Source organism: Kitasatospora sp. NPDC101155 (assembly GCF_044768305.1).
In the GTDB taxonomy this organism is placed as follows: domain Bacteria; phylum Actinomycetota; class Actinomycetes; order Streptomycetales; family Streptomycetaceae; genus Kitasatospora.
In genome coordinates, this window is sequence record NZ_JBIWPN010000023.1 from 40,323 (window position 1) to 57,512 (window position 17,190).

Annotated in this window: 11 protein-coding genes; 5 read left to right on the forward strand and 6 right to left on the reverse strand. The window is 70.1% G+C overall.

Annotated elements, in window-relative coordinates:
- Positions 1 to 99 precede the first annotated feature (99 nt).
- Positions 100 to 1,011, forward strand: a complete 912-nt coding sequence (locus ACIRYZ_RS28745) for an ABC transporter ATP-binding protein (protein ID WP_402949546.1) — start codon at positions 100 to 102, stop codon at positions 1,009 to 1,011.
- Entirely contained in the window at positions 1,008 to 1,829 is an 822-nt protein-coding gene (locus ACIRYZ_RS28750) for an ABC transporter permease (protein ID WP_402949549.1), read from the forward strand. Before ACIRYZ_RS28745 ends, ACIRYZ_RS28750 begins: the two co-directional genes overlap by 4 nt.
- A 55-nt stretch (positions 1,830 to 1,884) precedes the next feature.
- Here ACIRYZ_RS28750 and ACIRYZ_RS28755 read toward each other — a convergent pair whose 3' ends face one another.
- Positions 1,885 to 3,354, reverse strand: a complete 1,470-nt coding sequence (locus ACIRYZ_RS28755) for an MFS transporter (RefSeq protein ID WP_402949551.1) — start codon at positions 3,352 to 3,354, stop codon at positions 1,885 to 1,887.
- A 154-nt stretch (positions 3,355 to 3,508) separates the two neighbouring features.
- On the opposite strand from ACIRYZ_RS28755, the gene ACIRYZ_RS28760 reads away from it, so the two are divergent.
- A complete protein-coding gene (locus tag ACIRYZ_RS28760; RefSeq protein ID WP_402949719.1) occupies positions 3,509 to 3,685 on the forward strand; it encodes a hypothetical protein in 177 nt (58 codons plus the stop codon).
- Positions 3,686 to 3,710: 25 nt separating this feature from the next.
- Here ACIRYZ_RS28760 and ACIRYZ_RS28765 read toward each other — a convergent pair whose 3' ends face one another.
- The gene (locus ACIRYZ_RS28765) at positions 3,711 to 6,113 is read right to left on the reverse strand and encodes a sodium-translocating pyrophosphatase (RefSeq protein WP_402949554.1); all 2,403 of its coding nucleotides are present in this window, start codon (positions 6,111 to 6,113) and stop codon (positions 3,711 to 3,713) included.
- Positions 6,114 to 6,327: 214 nt separating this feature from the next.
- Between ACIRYZ_RS28765 and ACIRYZ_RS28770 the strand changes: the two genes are divergently transcribed.
- Complete coding sequence (locus tag ACIRYZ_RS28770) at positions 6,328 to 6,810, forward strand: inorganic diphosphatase (protein ID WP_393037463.1); 483 nt, start codon at positions 6,328 to 6,330, stop codon at positions 6,808 to 6,810.
- 21 nt (positions 6,811 to 6,831) lie between these two features.
- Here the strand turns inward: ACIRYZ_RS28770 and ACIRYZ_RS28775 are convergent, their stop codons facing one another.
- Both ACIRYZ_RS28775 and ACIRYZ_RS28780 read right to left on the reverse strand, forming a co-directional pair.
- Complete coding sequence (locus ACIRYZ_RS28775; RefSeq protein ID WP_402949557.1) at positions 6,832 to 7,218, reverse strand: VOC family protein; 387 nt, start codon at positions 7,216 to 7,218, stop codon at positions 6,832 to 6,834.
- Positions 7,219 to 7,354: 136 nt separating this feature from the next.
- On the reverse strand, positions 7,355 to 7,807 hold the full coding sequence (locus tag ACIRYZ_RS28780) for a cupredoxin domain-containing protein (protein WP_402949560.1): 453 nt from the start codon (positions 7,805 to 7,807) through the stop codon (positions 7,355 to 7,357).
- A 389-nt stretch (positions 7,808 to 8,196) separates the two neighbouring features.
- Here ACIRYZ_RS28780 and ACIRYZ_RS28785 point away from each other — a divergent pair, with 389 nt between their 5' ends.
- Positions 8,197 to 8,559: a hypothetical protein gene (locus ACIRYZ_RS28785; protein ID WP_402949563.1), complete on the forward strand. Its 363-nt coding sequence runs from the start codon at positions 8,197 to 8,199 to the stop codon at positions 8,557 to 8,559.
- On the opposite strand, the gene ACIRYZ_RS28790 is transcribed toward ACIRYZ_RS28785, so the two are convergent.
- A complete protein-coding gene (locus ACIRYZ_RS28790) occupies positions 8,560 to 13,479 on the reverse strand; it encodes a DUF3320 domain-containing protein (RefSeq protein WP_402949565.1) in 4,920 nt (1,639 codons plus the stop codon).
- A 348-nt stretch (positions 13,480 to 13,827) separates the two neighbouring features.
- A complete protein-coding gene (locus ACIRYZ_RS28795) occupies positions 13,828 to 17,166 on the reverse strand; it encodes a hypothetical protein (RefSeq protein ID WP_402949567.1) in 3,339 nt (1,112 codons plus the stop codon).
- Positions 17,167 to 17,190 lie beyond the last annotated feature (24 nt).

Consider the following 17,190-nt stretch of genomic DNA (forward strand, 5'->3'; position numbering starts at 1 on the left):
GGCACCGTCATCCAACCGTGGTTGTACGGCCGGGGGTGACCTGCGGTGTCGACACCGGTCCGATGTGGCGGAAGGGCCTCCCCCGGCACCGTGGTGCCCATGATCGAAGTCACCGAGCTGACGAAGCGCTACGGCCGCCGGACCGCCGTCGACCGCCTCACCTTCACCGTCCGCCCCGGCCGGGTCACCGGCTTCCTCGGCCCCAACGGCGCGGGCAAGTCCACCACCCTGCGGCTGATCCTCGGCCTCAACGACCCCACCTCCGGCACCGCCACCGTCGGCGGCCGGGCCTTCCGCGGCCTGCCGCGCGGGCTGCGCGAGGTCGGCGCTCTGCTGGACGCGGGCGACGTGCACGGCGGGCGCACCGGGGCGGCCCATCTGCTGGCGCTGGCCCGCAGCAACGCGATCCCGGCCGCGCGGGTCGAGGAGGTGCTGGCCGAGGTCGGGCTCTCCGAGGCCGCCGGGCGGCGGATCGGCGGCTACTCGCTGGGCATGAAGCAGCGCCTCGGCATCGCCGGCGCGCTGCTCGGCGACCCGCCCGTGCTGCTCTTCGACGAACCGCTCAACGGACTCGACCCGGAGGGCGTGCTCTGGGTGCGGCGACTGTTCCGCCGACTCGCCACGGAGGGGCGGACGGTGTTCGTCTCCAGCCACATGATGGCCGAGATGGAGCACACCGCCGACCACCTGGTGGTGATCGGCCGCGGCCGGCTGATCGCCGACGAGAGCCTCACCGAGTTCGCCGCCCGCGCGGGCCGGGCCGGAGTCACCGTCCGGGCCGCCGAAGCCGACCGGCTGGCCGCGGTACTGCGCGCCGCCGGCGCCACCGTGCGGCCCGGCCCGGACGGCACCCTGGGCGTGACCGGCCTGGACGCCGAACGGATCGGCGAACTCGCCCTGGAGCAGCGCCTGTTGCTGTACGCCCTGACCGCCCGCGGCGCCTCCCTGGAGGAGGCCTTCATGGAACTGACCGCCGACAGCGTCGAGTACCTCGCCGGAGAGCCCCGTTGAGCACCGCAACTCCCCTCCCCCGCCCCCGTTTCGGCGACCTGCTCGGCGCCGAGTGGCTCAAGTTCCGCTCCCTGCGCTCGATCCCCTGGGTGCTCGGCCTCGGCACGCTCGTCATCATCGCCGCCAACCTCAAGGCCGCCCAGTACACCCACGACCACTACGCGCCCGGCGACGGCGACCCGGCGGTGATGGCCCAGGTCGCACTGAACAACTCCTTCCACACCGGCTCCGCCGACATCCTGATGCTGATCGCGGGCGGCCTCGGCGCGACCGTCATCGCGGGCGAGTACGCGACCGGGCTGATCCGCACCACGCTGGCCGCCGTACCCGACCGCCGGTCGGTGCTGCTCGCGAAGGCGGGCGTGCTGACCGCGGTGATGCTCGGCTTCGGCGTGGTCACTGCGGGCGTCTCCTTCGGCCTCACCCAGGCGATCCTGGCCGACCGGGGCATCGGGCAGTCCATCACCGACCCGACAGCCCTGCGGTACGTGGCGGCGGCCGCGCTGTTCGCCCCGGTGTGCGCGCTGGTCGGGCTCTGCCTCGGCACCCTGATCCGGCACAGCGCGGGGTCGGTGGTGGGCACCGTGGTGGTGCTGTTCTTCCTGCCGTCCTTCGTGACCGAGCGCTACCGCTGGACGGCCGACGTGCTGCACGCCCTGCCCTTCGCCGCCTGGCAGCGGCTGGCCCGCATCACCCTGGCGGGCACGCGGCCCACCGACTACCCGGCCACGGTCGCGGGCTCCTGGACCACCTACGCGGTGTGGTCGCTCGCCTCGGTGGTCATCGCGGCGGTGGTGATCCAGCGCCGGGACCACTGACCGCGCGGCCGCCGCCCGGTCGAACCTCGCCGTCACGACACAGCCGGGTCAGGCCCTACGCCCGCCGGCCCGCCACCTCGTCCGCCAGCGCCACCAGCAGTGCCATCAGGATCAGGCCCCCCGCCACCGCGACGCCCAGTTGGAAGGCCAGCGCCCAGTCCGGGTGGCGGCCGCCGGCGTGGGCGAAGAAGACCGAGCCGACCACCCCGATGCCGACCGCCGAGCCGACCCGCTGGGCGGTCTGCAGCACACCGCCCGCGCTGCCCGCGCGGGCGAGCGGGACGTACTGGAGGGTGAGGGTCTGGTTCGGAGAGATCACCAGGCCGCTGCCCACCCCGGCGACCAGCAGCGGGCCGACCGTCGCCCAGCCCACCAAGGGGCCCGACCACAGCTGCACCGCCAGGGCCGAGGCCAGCAGGCCGAGCAGCACCAGCAGCAGCCCCGCCACCACCAGCCGCCGCCCGAGCCGGCTCACCAGCCGGCCGCCGACCGCCGCCGAAACCCCCGAGCCGAGCGCGAAGGGGGTGACCGCCAGGCCCGCCGTCAGCGCCGAGTAGTGCAGGCCCACCTGGAGGTAGAGCGTGAAGATGAAGAAGATCGCGGTGAACCCGGCGAAGTACACCAGCGACAGCAGCACCCCCGCCGCGTACGGGCGCACCGCGAACAGCGCCATGCTCACCAAGGGCTCGCACCGCCGCGCGTAGTGCCGCTCCCAGCCGACGAAGGCCGCCAGCAGCACCGCCGCCAGCGGGAGCAGCAGCCAGCGCACCGAACCGTGCCACTGCTGCGCCTGGACGAAGGGCAGCAGCAGCGCGACCGTCCCGGCGCCGAGCAGCAGCACGCCGACCGGGTCGAAGTCACGGTGCCCGGCCCCTCCTGCGGTCGGGCCGGGGGCCGGGAGCAGCCGGTAGCCGATCGGCAGCGCGGCGGCGCCGATCGGCAGGTTGACCAGGAACACCCAGCGCCAGCCGTCCTGCGGGCCGAACAGGTGGATCAGCAGGCCGCCGAGCAGCGGTCCGACGGCGGTGGACAGCCCGATGGTCGCGCCGAGCGCACCGAAGGCCCGGCCACGGTCGGCGCCCTGGAACAGGATCTGGATGAAGCCGGACACCTGCGGCACCAGCACACCGCCGGCCGCGCCCTGGAACAGCCGGGCCAGCACCAGCCACTCCTGGTTCTGCGCCGCCCCGGCCAGGGCACTGGCCGCGGTGAACAGGGCGAGCCCGGCCAGGAAGACGGCCCGTCGGCTGCGGGCGTCGCCGAGCCGCCCGGCCGGGACGAGCACCAGGCCGAAGGCGAGCGCGTAGCCGCTGAGCACCCACTGCAGGCCGCTGTCGGACATGTGCAGCCCGGCCCGCACGGTCGGCAGGGCGACGTTCACGATGCTGACGTCCAGCAGGGTCATGAACCCGGCGACCAGGCAGACCGTGAGCGCCTGCCAGCGCCGTGCCTCGGCCCGCCCGCCGGCGGCGGAGGCGCCGGGCGGCTCGGGGTTCACGGCGTTGCGGGAGGACTGGGCGATCATTTGGGAGCCCCTTCCCGGTGTCCGGGGGGATCCGGCTCGGCCCATCGTCGCCCGGCCCGCACCGCGCCGCCACCCGGGCGCGGGCGCGGGCCTCCACTCACCCGTACGGCCGAACCGGATCGCGACCGGCCCGTACCCGCCGGAGGCTGGCGGCATGACTGTCGCCAGCGAGACCGAGCCCTCCGCCCCGCCGGTGCTCGACGTACGGCAGCGGAACGTCGTCTTCGGCACCATCGTGCTCGGCATCCTGCTGGCCGCCCTGGACCAGACCATCGTCGGCGCCAACGGCCTTCCGGCGCACGTTCGTTCCGAGGACGGCGCGAAGGTCTGAGGCACGGTCGGTGCGGTCGGGCGCCTCACCGGACGGGTGCGGGCTCCTCCGGTGCGGGGGTGTCGGTGGGCGTTTCGTCGGCGCCGACGGTGATGCCCCGGCGCTTGGAGATCCACACGGCGAGGACGACGACGGCCAGCGCAAGCAGCGCGATGGCCAGCCGGAGGCCCAGGTTGGCATGCGGGCCGAAGCTGAGTTTGACGATCGCCGGCGCCACCAGGAGGGAGACCAGGTTCATCACCTTCAGAAGCGGGTTGATGGCCGGTCCGGCGGTGTCCTTGAAGGGATCGCCCACGGTGTCGCCGATGACGGTGGCTTCGTGCGCGGGGCTGCCCTTGCCGCCGTGGTGACCGTCCTCGACCAGCTTCTTGGCGTTGTCCCAGGCTCCGCCCGAGGTGGCCAGGAAGACGGCCATCAGGGTGCCCGCGCCGATCGCTCCGGCCAGGAAGGAGCCCAGTGGGCCGACGCCGAGCAGGAAGCCGAGGGCGATCGGGGTCAGCACGGCGAGCAGGCCCGGGGTGACCAGTTCGCGCAGCGCGTCGCGGGTGCAGATGTCCACCACCCGGCCGTACTCGGGCCGCTCGGTGCCGTCCATGATGCCCGGCCGGGTCCGGAACTGGCGCCGGACCTCGAAGACGACCGAGCCGGCGGAGCGCGAGACGGCGTTGATCGCCAGACCGGAGAAGAGGAAGACGACGGCGGCGCCGGCCAGCAGGCCGACCAGGTTGTCGGGCTGGTCGATGGCCAGGCTCAGGCTCGAACCGTGGGCGGCCGGGCCGATCTGTTCCTCGGCGGTCGCGATGGTGTCGGTGTAGGAGCCGAACAGCGCGGTGGCGGCGAGCACCGCGGTGGCGATGGCGATGCCCTTGGTGATCGCCTTGGTGGTGTTGCCGACGGCGTCCAGTTCGGTGAGCACCTGGGCGCCGGCGCCGGTGATGTCCCCGGACATCTCCGCGATGCCCTGGGCGTTGTCGGAGACCGGGCCGAAGGTGTCCATCGCGACGATCACACCGACGGTGGTCAGCAGTCCGGTCCCGGCCAGCGCGACCGCGAACAGGGACAGGATCAGCGAGCCGCCGCCGAGCAGGAAGGCACCGTAGACGGCGGCTCCGATGGCCACGGCGGAGTAGACGGCCGCTTCCAGGCCGAGTGCGACGCCGGAGAGCACCACGGTGGCCGGCCCGGTCAGCGAGGTCTTGCCCACGTCCCGTACCGGGCGGCGGGTGGTCTCGGTGAAGTAGCCGGTCAGCTGCTGGATGACGGCGGCCAGCACGATCCCGATGGCCACCGCGGCCAGGGCGAACACCCGCGGGCTGCCCGCGTGCCGGGTGATCTCGGCGGACACCCCGTGCAGACCGGAGAAGCGGGCCGGGAGGAACGCGAAGACCGCGCCGGCCACCAGGACGAGGGACACCACGGCGGAGGCGAAGAAGCCGCGGTTGATGGCGGTCATCCCGCTGCGGTCCGTGGGCCGCGGGGAGACCATCTCGATGCCCAGGACCGCCGTGAGCACCCCGATGGCGGGTACCACCAGCGGGAAGGTCAGCCCGTTGTCACCGAAGGCGGCTCTGCCCAGGATCAGCGCGGCGACCAGGGTCACGGCGTAGGACTCGAACAGGTCGGCCGCCATCCCCGCGCAGTCGCCCACGTTGTCACCCACGTTGTCGGCGATCGTCGCCGCGTTGCGGGGATCGTCCTCGGGGATTCCCTGCTCGACCTTGCCCACCAGGTCCGCTCCCACGTCCGCGGCCTTGGTGAAGATCCCACCGCCCACCCGCATGAACATCGCCAGCAACGCCGCACCGAAGCCGAAGCCCTCCAGCACCTTCGGTGCGTTCGCCTGGTAGATCAGCACCACCGTCGCCGCCCCCATGAGGCCCAGCCCCACGGTGAACATCCCCACCACCCCGCCGGTACGGAAGGCGATCCGCATCGCCCGGTGCGACACCCTTCGCACGATCGATGCCGCCGTCGGTCCTTCCCAGGACTCGGCGGCCGGGACCGGCGCCGTCCCCGCCCGGGCCGCCGCCGCCACCCGAACGTTGCTGCGCACGGCGAGCTGCATCCCGATGTACCCCGTCGTCGCCGAGAAGGCCGCCCCGACCAGGAAGAACACCGAACGCCCGATCCGCTGCCCCCAGTTGTCCGCCGGCAGCAGCAGAAGCACGAAGGGCACCACCCCCGCGAAGACGCCCAGGGTGCGGAACTGACGCCTCAGGTAGGCGTTCGCACCCTCCTGAACCGCCCCGGCGATCCGCCGCATCGTTTCGGTGCCCTCGTCCGCGGCCAGGACCTGGCGGGCGAACGCCCCGGCCACCATCAGGGCTCCCGCCCCGATCACTGCGACGATCACCAGCAGTGTCCGGCCCGACCCGGTCAACACGGGCGCGGCCGCAACGGACGCGCCCACAGGAAAGATCCCAGCCATTCCGTCCTCCTTGACGTCGTGTCTGGGGTGCCAGGTGCGCGAATTCGCCGCCCGGGAACTGTCAGACCGAGGCTAACCCCGGGGGCCGGAGGTCTCCACGGGGGTTAGGGCAATCGCGTGCCCGGAATGCGACGGCGAGTGATCCCCTCGAAGATGGTGCTGCCGACGCCGTCGGACGCCACGGATCGCGAAGGAGAGCGACATGGACTTCGAGGTGGACTTCGAGGTGATCGTCGAGATCCCGCAGGGCTCACGGAACAAGTACGAGATGGACCATGCCGCCGGACGGATCCGCCTGGACCGGATGCTGTTCACGGCCACCCGCTATCCGGCGGACTACGGGTTCATCGAGGACACCCTCGGCGGAGACGGCGACCCCCTCGATGCCCTCATCCTCGTCGACGAGCCCACCTTTCCCGGATGCGGCATCACCTGCCGCGCCATCGGCATGTTCGTCATGACCGATGAGAAGGGGCCGGACGAGAAGATCCTCTGCGTGCCCGCCCACGACCCCCGCTTCACCCGTCTGCAGGACATCGACGACATGCCCCGGCACGACCTGAACGAGATCACCCACTTCTTCGAGGTCTACAAGGATCTCGAACCCGGAAAGTCCGTCGAGGGCTCCCACTGGGCGAACAAGGCCGACGCCTACGCCGAGATCGAGGCCTCACGCTCCAGAGCCGCCGCCCGATAGGCCCCACGCTGTGACGAAGCGTCAGGACCCGCTGCCATAGGGCCTGGTGATGACTTCCAGATCGTGGCCGGACGGGTCCCGGAAGTAGACGCCGCGGCCGCCGTCGTTGTGGTTGATCTCGCCGACCCGCTGCATGTGCGGGTCGGCGTAGAACTCGATGCCTCCCTGCTGGATCCGGGCGAAGATGCCGTCGAACTCCGCCTCCGAGACCAGGAAAGCGTAGTGCTGCGGGGTGAGGCGCTCGGGATCTGCGGTGGCGAAGTCGAGGGTGACTCCGTTCGCCGTGGCGAGTGGCAGGAACGGGCCCCACGCCGCCCCGAGTTCGAGGCCCAGGATGCCGGCCACGAACTCGGCGGACTCCTGACGGTCACGGGAGAAGACGATGGTGTGGTTCAGCTCGACGGACATGGTGGAATGCCTCCAACGGTGTCTCCGTGCCCCGCCGGTCGGCGACCGGCACGCGATGCCGAATCGCGATCTCAGACAGAGTCAGGACGTGGCCGCGGGCGCGGCATTCCACTCAGCCGGCCTCCTTCGCGATGATCTACTGCACCACGACCGTGCCCTGCATGAAGGGGTGGATCGAGCAGATGTACGCGTACGTCCCGGGCGTGGTGAAGGTGTAGCTGTACGAGGCGCCCTGGTTCAGCGGCGCGGAGGCGAGCGGGCCGGAACCGGTGCTGGTCACCGTGTGCGTGTCGCTGTCGGTGTTGGTCCAGGTGACGGTGGTGCCCGCGCTGACCGTGAGTGTGCTGGGCGAGAACGCGAAGTTCGCGATGGTGACTTTCTGTGCTCCGGCGGCCGGGGCCTTGGGCACGGCCGTCAGGACCGTCTGCGACACCGCGGACGCCGCGACCCCGTGCGACTGTGCGGCCGCCGGGCCCCCGGCGCCGAGCGCGCCGAGCCCCGCGGCGACCACAGCCGCCACCAGGGGTCTCGCGATCCGACGGTGCGTCTTGTCGTTGCTCTTGGTATTCCTGCGTGATATCTCGGTCATGATGCCCACCCGACATGTGTTGGCTTTACGCAGGGCTTTTTCAGCGTATCCCCGCGCCGCCGGATGGACATCTCAGCGTCAGCCGCGGCGGCCGGCCCGCCGGCGGGCGGGACCGAAGGCCCGCAGGAAGGTGCCCACTCCGGTCCACACGGCGGCGTCCAGGTCGGACGGCTGGATATCGCGGCGCGAGCGGCGGTGAAGGCCTCTTGCGGCGTTGCTTCGGTCCGTTCCACGCCGAGCCGGATCCGGGCGAGATCCGGCGCGGCCTGCACACTTGCCGCACCGTAGCCGGTGACTCCCCGCGGAGACTTGATCGTTGTCCGCATGGCGCGCAGTCAATCATGAAGCCGCCTGTAGGGTAGGCGAGTTGTCGGACACAGGGGGTTGGGATGAAGCAGGGCGACGCCGAGTACCTGGCCGCACTCGACGAGACGGTGGACATTCTCCGGCGTTGGGCGCGAGAAGGCCGCTCCGACGGTTGGTACAAGTCGCTCAGCGAGGAGTTGAAGGCCAAGGGGCATGGCGTCCACTACCGCGGCCCGATCATCAGCCTCCTGCTCGGTGACGCCTGCCGCAGTGACAGCCAGGGCCTTGATCCCATGCTCTCCGCCATCGTGATCCTCAAGGCAACCGGCAGGCCCGCGGGGCAGTTCTTCGAGCTCGCCAAGGGGGCCCCGTTCCACCGCACGGCAGCGGACTGGACTTGGGAGCAGGAGCGGGCCCGGGTCTTCGCGCGCTACCGGGAGAGCTGATCACGCCCCCTGTCCCGTGGTCGCGATGTGTCCGGAAGTCACGTCGAAGACGCCCTGCGCACGCAGGTTCGCGATATCGGCCTCCAGGCCGGTCCGGGTCTCCTTGGTCACCCGCTGCCAGCCGAAGAACTCGCATGCCTGACGCACCAGTTCGTCCTGGGACATGCCGGGGCACTCGTTGGCCAGCTCCACCAACGCACGCCACCGTTCCCTGGGTGCGACGTGGACGAGCTTCCGCGCCGCGTGGCGCCCTGGATGGCGCGCCGCCGGGTCGCCATCGCGCACCAGGTCGACGAAGTCACCGTCCAGCGTGGCTCGGCCCGATCGGACCAAACGGTCGCGCACGACACGGATGTTGTCCCGGATGCGCGAAGCCGCCCGCCCGACTCCCCAGGCCTCGCGCACTCGCTGTACCAGAATCTCCTCGTGGATCGGCCCTTCCTGCTCAATGATCGCGAGCAGGACGCGTTCGACGGCGGGCCGGGCTTCCGGGGTGTGCAGGTCGTACGACGAGGTGACCGAGACCTGGTAGGTCTCGTAGGGCACGCTCCACTCGCGGTCCGGGGCGGCGACCGGCACCCGCTCGTGTTCGACCGGTGCCGGAGGTTGCGGGGGAACGTGGTCGAGTCGCCGACCGTCCGAACGGGCCCCCTCCGTTCGATGCTCGCCCGACGGCTGCGCACCGGTCGCCGCGACACCGGAAGCCGAGTGGTCCCCCCGAACCGGCGCGTTCAGCGACGCCAGTACAATGGCCTGCTCCACCGCCTCGCGCAGCCGTGACTCGGCCGCGGCGCGCCCTCGGTACCAGTCCGTCCCCCAGATCCGGTGCAGCCGCCAGCCCAGCCCTGCAAGCACCTCCTCACGCAGGCGGTCCCGGTCGCGTGCCACCCGAGAAGAGTGGTACATCGCGCCGTCGCACTCGATCCCAAGGACGTACGCACCAGGAGCGTCAGGCCGGCGGACGCCCAGGTCGATCCGGTAGCCGGCGACGCCGACCTGTGGCTGCACCTGGTAGCCCCAGCCGCGCAGGACCTGCAAAACGGACTCCTCGAACGGGCTGTCCGGTTCGGCCTGCTCCTGGACGAGATCGCGGGCGAGGACAGCCGGACCGTGCTCGGCGTAGTCAAGGTACCGCTTCAGGTGCTGGACACTCGGGTTCGGGCTGTCGGACAAGTGGGAACCCCGGAAGGAGGCGACCACCTCCATCCGGTACCGGGCCCGGGTCACCGCCACGTTCAGACGCCGCCAGCCACCGTCCTTGTTGATCGGACCGAAGTTCAGGCCGACTGGCTTGCCGTGCTCGTCCGGCCCGTATCCGATCGACATGATCATCACATCGCGCTCGTCGCCCTGGACTGATTCGAGATTCTTGACGAAGAAGCCGTCGAGTCGGTCCTCGGTGAAGTGGCCGTTCAGGTCGGGTCGTCGCAGGCGCGCCTGCTGGACGGCCTCGTCGATCGCCGCCGCCTGGGACTGGGAGAGCGCGACCACGCCGAGAGTGCGGCCCGGGCGGGTGTCGAAGTGGTGGATCACGCGCTGGGCGACGAACTCGGCCTCCGTCCGGTTGTCGCGACGGCCGCCCCGGTCGTAGCGGCCCTGAGCGTCGAAGAACTCGATACCGACGTCGTTTCCCGCCTCCACGGCTCCGGGGAACGTCACCATGGAGTTCTGGTAGAAGGAGCGGTTGCTGAACGTGATCAGATCCTCGTGCCGGCTGCGGTAGTGCCACCGCAGCGGCAGCTCCCGCATGGCACCGGCCTTGCAGGCGTCCAGCAGCGACTCGAACGAGTCCGGCACGTCCTCGTCGTATTCGTCGGATTCCTCCTCCACGGAGGAATCGAAGAACGAGGTGGGGGGAAGCTGCTTGGCGTCACCCGCCACAACCAGGGAGTCGCCGCGGTAGATGCAGTTGATCGCGTCACCCGGACGCACCTGCGACGCCTCGTCGAAGATGACGACGTCGAAGTGGTAATCGGCCGGCAGGTACTGGCTGACGGTCAACGGGCTCATCATGAAGCACGGCTTGACCGAGGGAACGACCTGGCGCGACCGTCCGAGCAGGTCGCGCACCGGCATGTGGCGGGTCTTCAGCTCGGCCTGCCGGACGATCACTGCGGCCGCTCCACTCGCCAGCTGCCGCGGCCTCCGCTTGTTGCAGGCCTCGATCACGGCACCGGCCGCGGCGGCGACCAGCCGGCGGTCGGCATCCCGGAAGTCCGCGACTCTGGCATCTAGGTCGGCCGAGCGGGTGGTGCGGAGCCGGGGATCGGTCGACAGGACGTCGTCCGCCCAAACCTTGAGTACGGCCTGCTCGACCACATCGGGCAGTTGCCGGGGAAGCCCGCCGCGCTCGGCCGTCCTGGCCACCAGGTCATCAGCACCGTGGCGTGCCAGCACGGCGAGGCCGTCCTGGTAGGCCCGCCACTCCTCGGGGCCGTCGCGGTCGGCGAGCAGTGCGTCCACCACCGTCCGGGCCTGGTCGAGCGAGCTCGACAACTGGAGCGACAGTTCGATCTGTCGCGAGTTGTCGAAGAGGCCGAGCAGCGCTGCGAACGCCTTGGAGCAGCGGGTGACCCGTTCCTGCGTCGCCTCGCACCAGTCGGTGAGCGCCTCCCGGGCGGCCCGGGCCGCGATTCGCGCCAGCTCACCCGACTGGGCCCCGTCGGCGAGCTGCGCGACCAACCGGTCCCGGTACTCGACACTGTGGGTCAACTCACCGATGCGGGCGGCGGTGGCCAGCGCCTCACGAAGCGCCGGCTGGTCGCCCGGCACACGGGGCATGTACCGGCCCAACAGCGCACCGTGGAGCCGGGTGAGCCGTTCGACCTCAGCCGAGGCCGAGTACCAGGCCAGTGCCTGGGGCAGGCGCCCGATGCCCGTCCGGGCCGGGATCCCGTCATGGACGAGCGCGCTCACGGCCGCCCGATCAGCCTTGTACCGGGCGGAGAACCGACCCATCAGACCGCGGTGCTCCTCCGCGAAGCGCCGGACCAGCTCCGGCAGCTCGGTGGCGGTGAGGACCTGCTCCCCGAAAACGTCCTCGGCGACGCTGCGGGCGTGCGTCGCCGTGGTGATCGCGACGTCGAGCGCCTGCTCGGCCTGCCGCGCCTGCCGCAGGGTCATGGCGTCGAACCACTCCCGCGGCGGGCGGTGTGCCGCGGAGGCGAGATCGGCCAGCTCAAGGAGCGCGAAGGCGGCTCTGGGTGTGGCCGGCTCGGGCATCCCGAGAAGACCGGCGAGTTGAGCCAGCGCTGCGGAGCATGCGGAAGGCAGAGCGGCGCCGACGCCGGAAGCCCGCTCCGGCAGACCAGCTCGCACCTCCCCAACAAGCTGGTTCAGCGCATCAGACGTCTGCGGTTCCGGGACGGTCGTCGCGAACGGCCGGCACGCGGAGGCCGCACCGATGCTGGTCAGCGCGTCGGCGGCCTCCTCCGCGGCGGCCAGCGCCGCCGCCCCGATCAGCCCGCGCCATGCGAACGACTCGCCTTCGGCAACCGGACGCCAGGCCCGGCCGATGGCCTCGGCGGCGGCCAGCATAGCCTGGAGGGCCCCCGCTTCCAGCGCCCGCACGGAGCCGACGTTCCCGGCGTTCAGCGGCACCTGCGGTGTACCGGCTCGCTCCAGGAGAACCAACCGGCCGAGGACGTCGTGCAGGGACCGCTGGAGCGGCCCACGGGTCTGGTTCATGGCCGCGGCGTAGGCGGACAGCTCCTCGCGCAGTTGCCGGGCCCGGTCCAGCTCGTACTCGGCCGCGCCCGTCACCCGTGCCTCGGTGGTCAGTACCCTGGCGAGCTCCACCGCCACGGCTTTACGGGAGGTGTCGCCGCTGTGCAGGGACAGCACGAAGTCGCCGAGGCCGACGCCGCGCAGGCGGTTGCGCACCACGTCGAGTGCCGCTGCCTTCTCACTGACGAACAGGACACTGCGCCCCGCGTGTATCAGGGCGGCGATCATGTTGGTGATGGTCTGGCTCTTGCCCGTACCGGGTGGGCCGCTCATGACGAATGAACGACCCTCCAGGGCGGCGGCGATGCACTGGCGCTGCGAGGCATCGGCGTCCAGGACCAGCGGCGTCCGCTCGGGGAGCTGAAGCTCATCGATTCGGTCCAGGTCCGCCGGCGTGAAGTCGATCAGTTCGGGGGGCAAGCCGGAGTCCGGACCCAGCGCGACAGACCGCACCAGAGGGTGGGCGGAGATCTGGGCCTCGTTCTGCTGGAGGTCCTGGTACATCGCCTCCTTGTACGAGGCGAAGAGGCCGAGGACCAGCCGCTCCTCGACCTGCCAGCCCTCGCGCTCAGCGGCGATCTGCCGAGCCTCGGCCAGCACGGCGGACGGATCGCCCACGTCGGTGCCGGTCACGGGGCTCCAGTCGATGCCCATGCGCTCAAGCCGCACGGCAAGCGCCGGGTTGTGGATCCTGTCCTGGTCCTCCCCCAGCCAGAGCTGGACCCGTCCTCGACCGTCCCGGCGCAGTTCGACGGGAACGAGCAGCAGGGGTGCCGAACTCGTCTCGCTCGCCCCGTCCTCACACCAGTCCAGGATCCCGACGCCGAGCCAGAGCACCCACAGGCCGTAGTCGTTGAACATCTGCTGGGACTTGCCGCGCAGTTGGTGGAGTGCGCCGTCGAGCGACCTCTGAGTGGCCTTCTGCGTGACCAGTCCGGGGATCGCGTCGGCTGGTACGCACACCGCCGATTCCTCCGCCGCGGCCTCCTCGTCGACCGGCGCGAAGTCCCACCCCTTGGCCAGCCCGGCCAGTACGGCGGAGACATCCGGGGACAGCAGTTCGAGCGTGGACGACCTCGTGTGCCGGAAGTTGAGCAATCGGTTGCGCCCGCCCATGTCGAGCAGCGAGTTCCGCCAACTCCCCAGCACTGTCGTCAGCCGGTCCAGGCCGGGGTCGCCGGGCTTGGTGGGCACGGAACGCGATGTCGACCGGTCCTGCATGCTCAGCGATACCTCCGTAGGCCGGACACGCCACCTAGTCAAGCCCGCCGACCAGGTGGTTTATGTGAAGGATGCACACAGTTAATACCAGGCACCGCCGACATCTCGCACCAGGTTGGATGCATTGCCGTTGAATCGAGATGAGCGGGTCCGACCGTTCCTCAGCGTCCTGTCGACCAGGCGATCACCGATTTGACCGAGAGGGCGATCCCGTACATGGGGCGGGCGTTACTGACTGCCGGCGCCTACCTCAGGCGCGTCGCACTCTCGTGAAGCTTCGCCGTCGGCCGCCCGCAGCAAGCTCGGTGAGGCGCTCGCCGATCACGGAAACGCCAGGGCGGAGCTCCTGCTCGTAGTACCAGGGGTTTGCGCCGGCGCAGCAGTTCCGCGCCATGCTCGCTCCAGGTGAACCCGGGCTTCCGCAGTAGCTTCCGGAGCACCGAGTCGACCGTCTCCGGGTGGGCGTGCTGGTGCCGAAAGTTTGGTGATTGGATCGTGGTGCTGATCCGATGCAGTGTCGCAGCAGTCATCGACGGTGACCGCCCTGCTCCTATTTCGGGCGGATCGTGGTGCTCGCCCGGGTAGCCATCGCCCTCCAGACGGCCTGAGGTGACGCTTCGGCCAGGCACGAAGAACCCCCAGCGTGAGCAGCTGCTGCCGGTGGCAGAACGCCTCGCTGAGCTCGGCCCGGACGGAGTCCCCGCCCCTCGGAGGGTAGGGGCAGAGCTCGAACGGGCAGCCGTCCTTGCAGGTCGATCCGGCCACCGGGGCTGTCCCGGTGCCGACCGTCAGGTCGAGACGGAGCGGATCGCGGCTCTCCGTAAGGCATGGCGGCACACCGACGGTGGCCGTCTGGGCGAGGTGCCCCTCACGGTCGCTCATCCCGCCCCCGCGTTCGGCCAGATTGAGCAGGACGAAGACGTCGGCGACCAGCCGCTGAGCTCTGTGGTCGAGCACGACCCAGCCGGTGGACGGCGGAATCCACAGCTTGCGGTCCTCGGCCGGGGCGGTCGCGCGCGACCCGACATGGGCGACGACGCCCGCTTCGTCGATCCAGAGGAATCGCTCTGGTTCGGCTTTGATGAGGGCCCGCACGGCCAGTCTGCCGGTCTGACACACGAACGGATGGAGGTGTTCGGGGCGCTCGACTGCGGCTCCCGTCGCCGCGAGTTCAAGCCAGTGGCGGACGGTCTGCTTGGGATGTGATCCGTGACCGCGGCGAGGCGGTCTTCCTCCGGTTTCGGACAAGGTGTAGAGCACGAGGGCTTGAACGAGCGTGAGCTGCGAGAACCAGAAACGGGCCCCCTTGAGCATCCCAGCCGCGGTCTCGGACAGCACGTCCCGGGCCCACTTCGGGGCGCGAGGATGGCGCGGTCCCCTGTTCGCCGCGTACTTGAAGCCCTGCGCGAGTGCCATCTCGAAGGAGATCGACCGACAGGCCTGCTCCTGGGGAGAGTCCCCCCAGCCACGCAGCCATCGCTTCAGCTGCGACAGTCCGTCGCCCTGACCTGGCGCGGGATACTCCGGCATGGAGCCGACCAGGAGTGGCGTGATCCAGGCGCACGTGACGAGGCTGCTCCATTCCTCGGGGCCGCGGCTCTCCACCTCCTCGGCGCGCGACGTCCACGCCCGAACGAGGTCGTCTTGGAGAGCGTGGAACGCATCGGCGCCACCCGCGCCGAGTTGCTGCGCCATTGCGAAGCGCACCGCATAGCATCTCTCGGTCACGCCGATCTTGAAGAGCGCACGGTATGCGCGCTGAACCGCTTCGTTCAGATCAGTGGAGTCATCCCGGGTGCCGCGCTCGGAAATGGCGCGAGCGGCTTCACCGAAGCGAACTACGAGTTGGAGCTTGGCTTCCTCAAGGCTGCGCGGGTCCGCCGCCTCCTTGAGGTCGTTCCACCTCTTCTTCAGCTGGTCCGCGATGTCGTGGATTCTCGGCTGGTCACTGGCGCTGTCGATCTCGAATGCCGCGGCGAAAGCATTGATCAGCTTGATGGCCTTGGTGCCATCGGGAGTCGCCGCCCGCCGGAGAAGCCGCCTCGTGAGCTCCGTGTTGGCTCGCTTTCTGGCTTGCCCGTCGGGGTCCGGTGCCGCGCGGGAGCAGAGTACGAGCGCGATCAGGAATTCCTTGCCAGGATCCACCCGGTCCGCCGGATCGCACAGCGCGTCGTTGAGGTACCCCGGGTCCGCGAGAGCCGTTTCCAGCAGCCGGGATCCGAGATAGGCCTGCATGACGCTGTGCTGAAAGCGCACCCCGCTCTGATGCACCTCGACGAGGTCGAGCCGTTCGCCGAAAGACGCGGCCCAGAGCAGCTCCGGACGGGACGGCGGATGCCCGAGCTCGGTCTCCAGCCTGTTACGGAGCTTCACGCATGGCCTGTCCGGGCTCCCGGGCTTGCCGACGAGGTCGGTGAAGCGGACATCCAGTGTGTCCATCTTCAGCCCCACACAGGCCAATGCTGAGAGCAGCGCTACGGCCTGCTCTCGCTGTGTCCGCTCCAGCGAGACGTCCCCGTGCAGGTGGCCTTCGAGTACTGCCTGCATCCAGGTGTCGAGCAGGAGCCACCGGAGCCGTGAGCGGTCGGCACAGCGCGTGTCCAGAGCGTTCTCGGACCACGCGGCGGCGGTGCGGTCCAGCCCGTTCTCGTGAAGCTCATGCGTGATCTTGAGGTAGATCGGGGCCTCCGCCACTTCGGCGGTCGCCACGATCCAGCCCAGCCGGTGCTGGTCCTCACCGCGGGTGCCAGGTCTGCTCACGTAGCTCAGTGCGGCCTGCTGGCTCAGCGGTTCCAGCTCCATGATCACGGCACTTGCGCTCTGGAGTGACTCGTGCGGCCGGGAGGTGATGATCAGCGGCAGTGCCATTTCGTCGGCTTTGTGAATGGCGAGGCGGATGACGGTGTCGCGATTGCTGGCGGCGTCCCGGCTGAGGCATTCCTCCAGGCCGTCCGCGAGCACGACGATCTTGCTGTCCCGGCAGAGGTTCCGCCATACCCGTTCACCTTCGTTAGTCGACAGCAGCCTGGGCTCAACCTCCGAGAGGAACCTTTTGTAAGCCAGTTCACGGAAAACCAGTCGGTTCGGATCCTGAACGTCGCGGAGCCGGATCGGCACGGGGACCGCGCCGTGCTTGGCCAGGCGCTTCGTCAGGTCTACCAGGACGGCGGTCTTCCCTGCGCCCACACCGCCCACGAGCAGGTGCGGACGGCGGATCCGACGCTCGCGCATGTTGTTTATGATCACCTGACAGAGGTCCCTGCGGCCCACCACGCGATCGATCTTCCCGGCCGTCTCCACCAGGTCACTCGGTCTCTTCCGGGCGAGCTTCATGATGTGCTGCGTCACCCGGCGGATTCTGATGAGCACGAAAATCGCGGAGGTCAGTGCGAGCGATAGCAGCGGTGCCGCGAATCCAGAGGTGAGCGCGCAGGTGAGGCCGTTTTCGGCGCAGCTGGTCTCGGCGCTCTTGAGGAATTCTGGGAGCTTCCAGCCTAACGCTTCGACGAAGAGGAAGAAATACACCGACCAGGCGAATACGAGGAACCCTGCTAGATAGATGATGATTTGAATGACCGTCCAGAGGAAATGGCGCCGATACCATCGTTTCGGCCTCGCAGACCTGTTCTTTCGGACAGCGGCCGGGAACTTCCGATCCACTTGCTGCCTCCCGGTCAATGAGTA

What these genes read in the sequence shown, in the direction of transcription:
- ACIRYZ_RS28745 (WP_402949546.1), top strand. Translation starts at nt 100, where the DNA reads ATGATCGAAGTCACCGAGCTGACGAAGCGCTACGGCCGCCGGACCGCC.
- ACIRYZ_RS28755 (WP_402949551.1), bottom strand. Translation starts at nt 3,354, where the DNA reads ATGATCGCCCAGTCCTCCCGCAACGCCGTGAACCCCGAGCCGCCCGGC.
- ACIRYZ_RS28760 (WP_402949719.1), top strand. Translation starts at nt 3,509, where the DNA reads ATGACTGTCGCCAGCGAGACCGAGCCCTCCGCCCCGCCGGTGCTCGAC.
- ACIRYZ_RS28765 (WP_402949554.1), bottom strand. Translation starts at nt 6,113, where the DNA reads ATGGCTGGGATCTTTCCTGTGGGCGCGTCCGTTGCGGCCGCGCCCGTG.
- ACIRYZ_RS28775 (WP_402949557.1), bottom strand. Translation starts at nt 7,218, where the DNA reads ATGTCCGTCGAGCTGAACCACACCATCGTCTTCTCCCGTGACCGTCAG.
- ACIRYZ_RS28780 (WP_402949560.1), bottom strand. Translation starts at nt 7,807, where the DNA reads ATGACCGAGATATCACGCAGGAATACCAAGAGCAACGACAAGACGCAC.
- ACIRYZ_RS28785 (WP_402949563.1), top strand. Translation starts at nt 8,197, where the DNA reads ATGAAGCAGGGCGACGCCGAGTACCTGGCCGCACTCGACGAGACGGTG.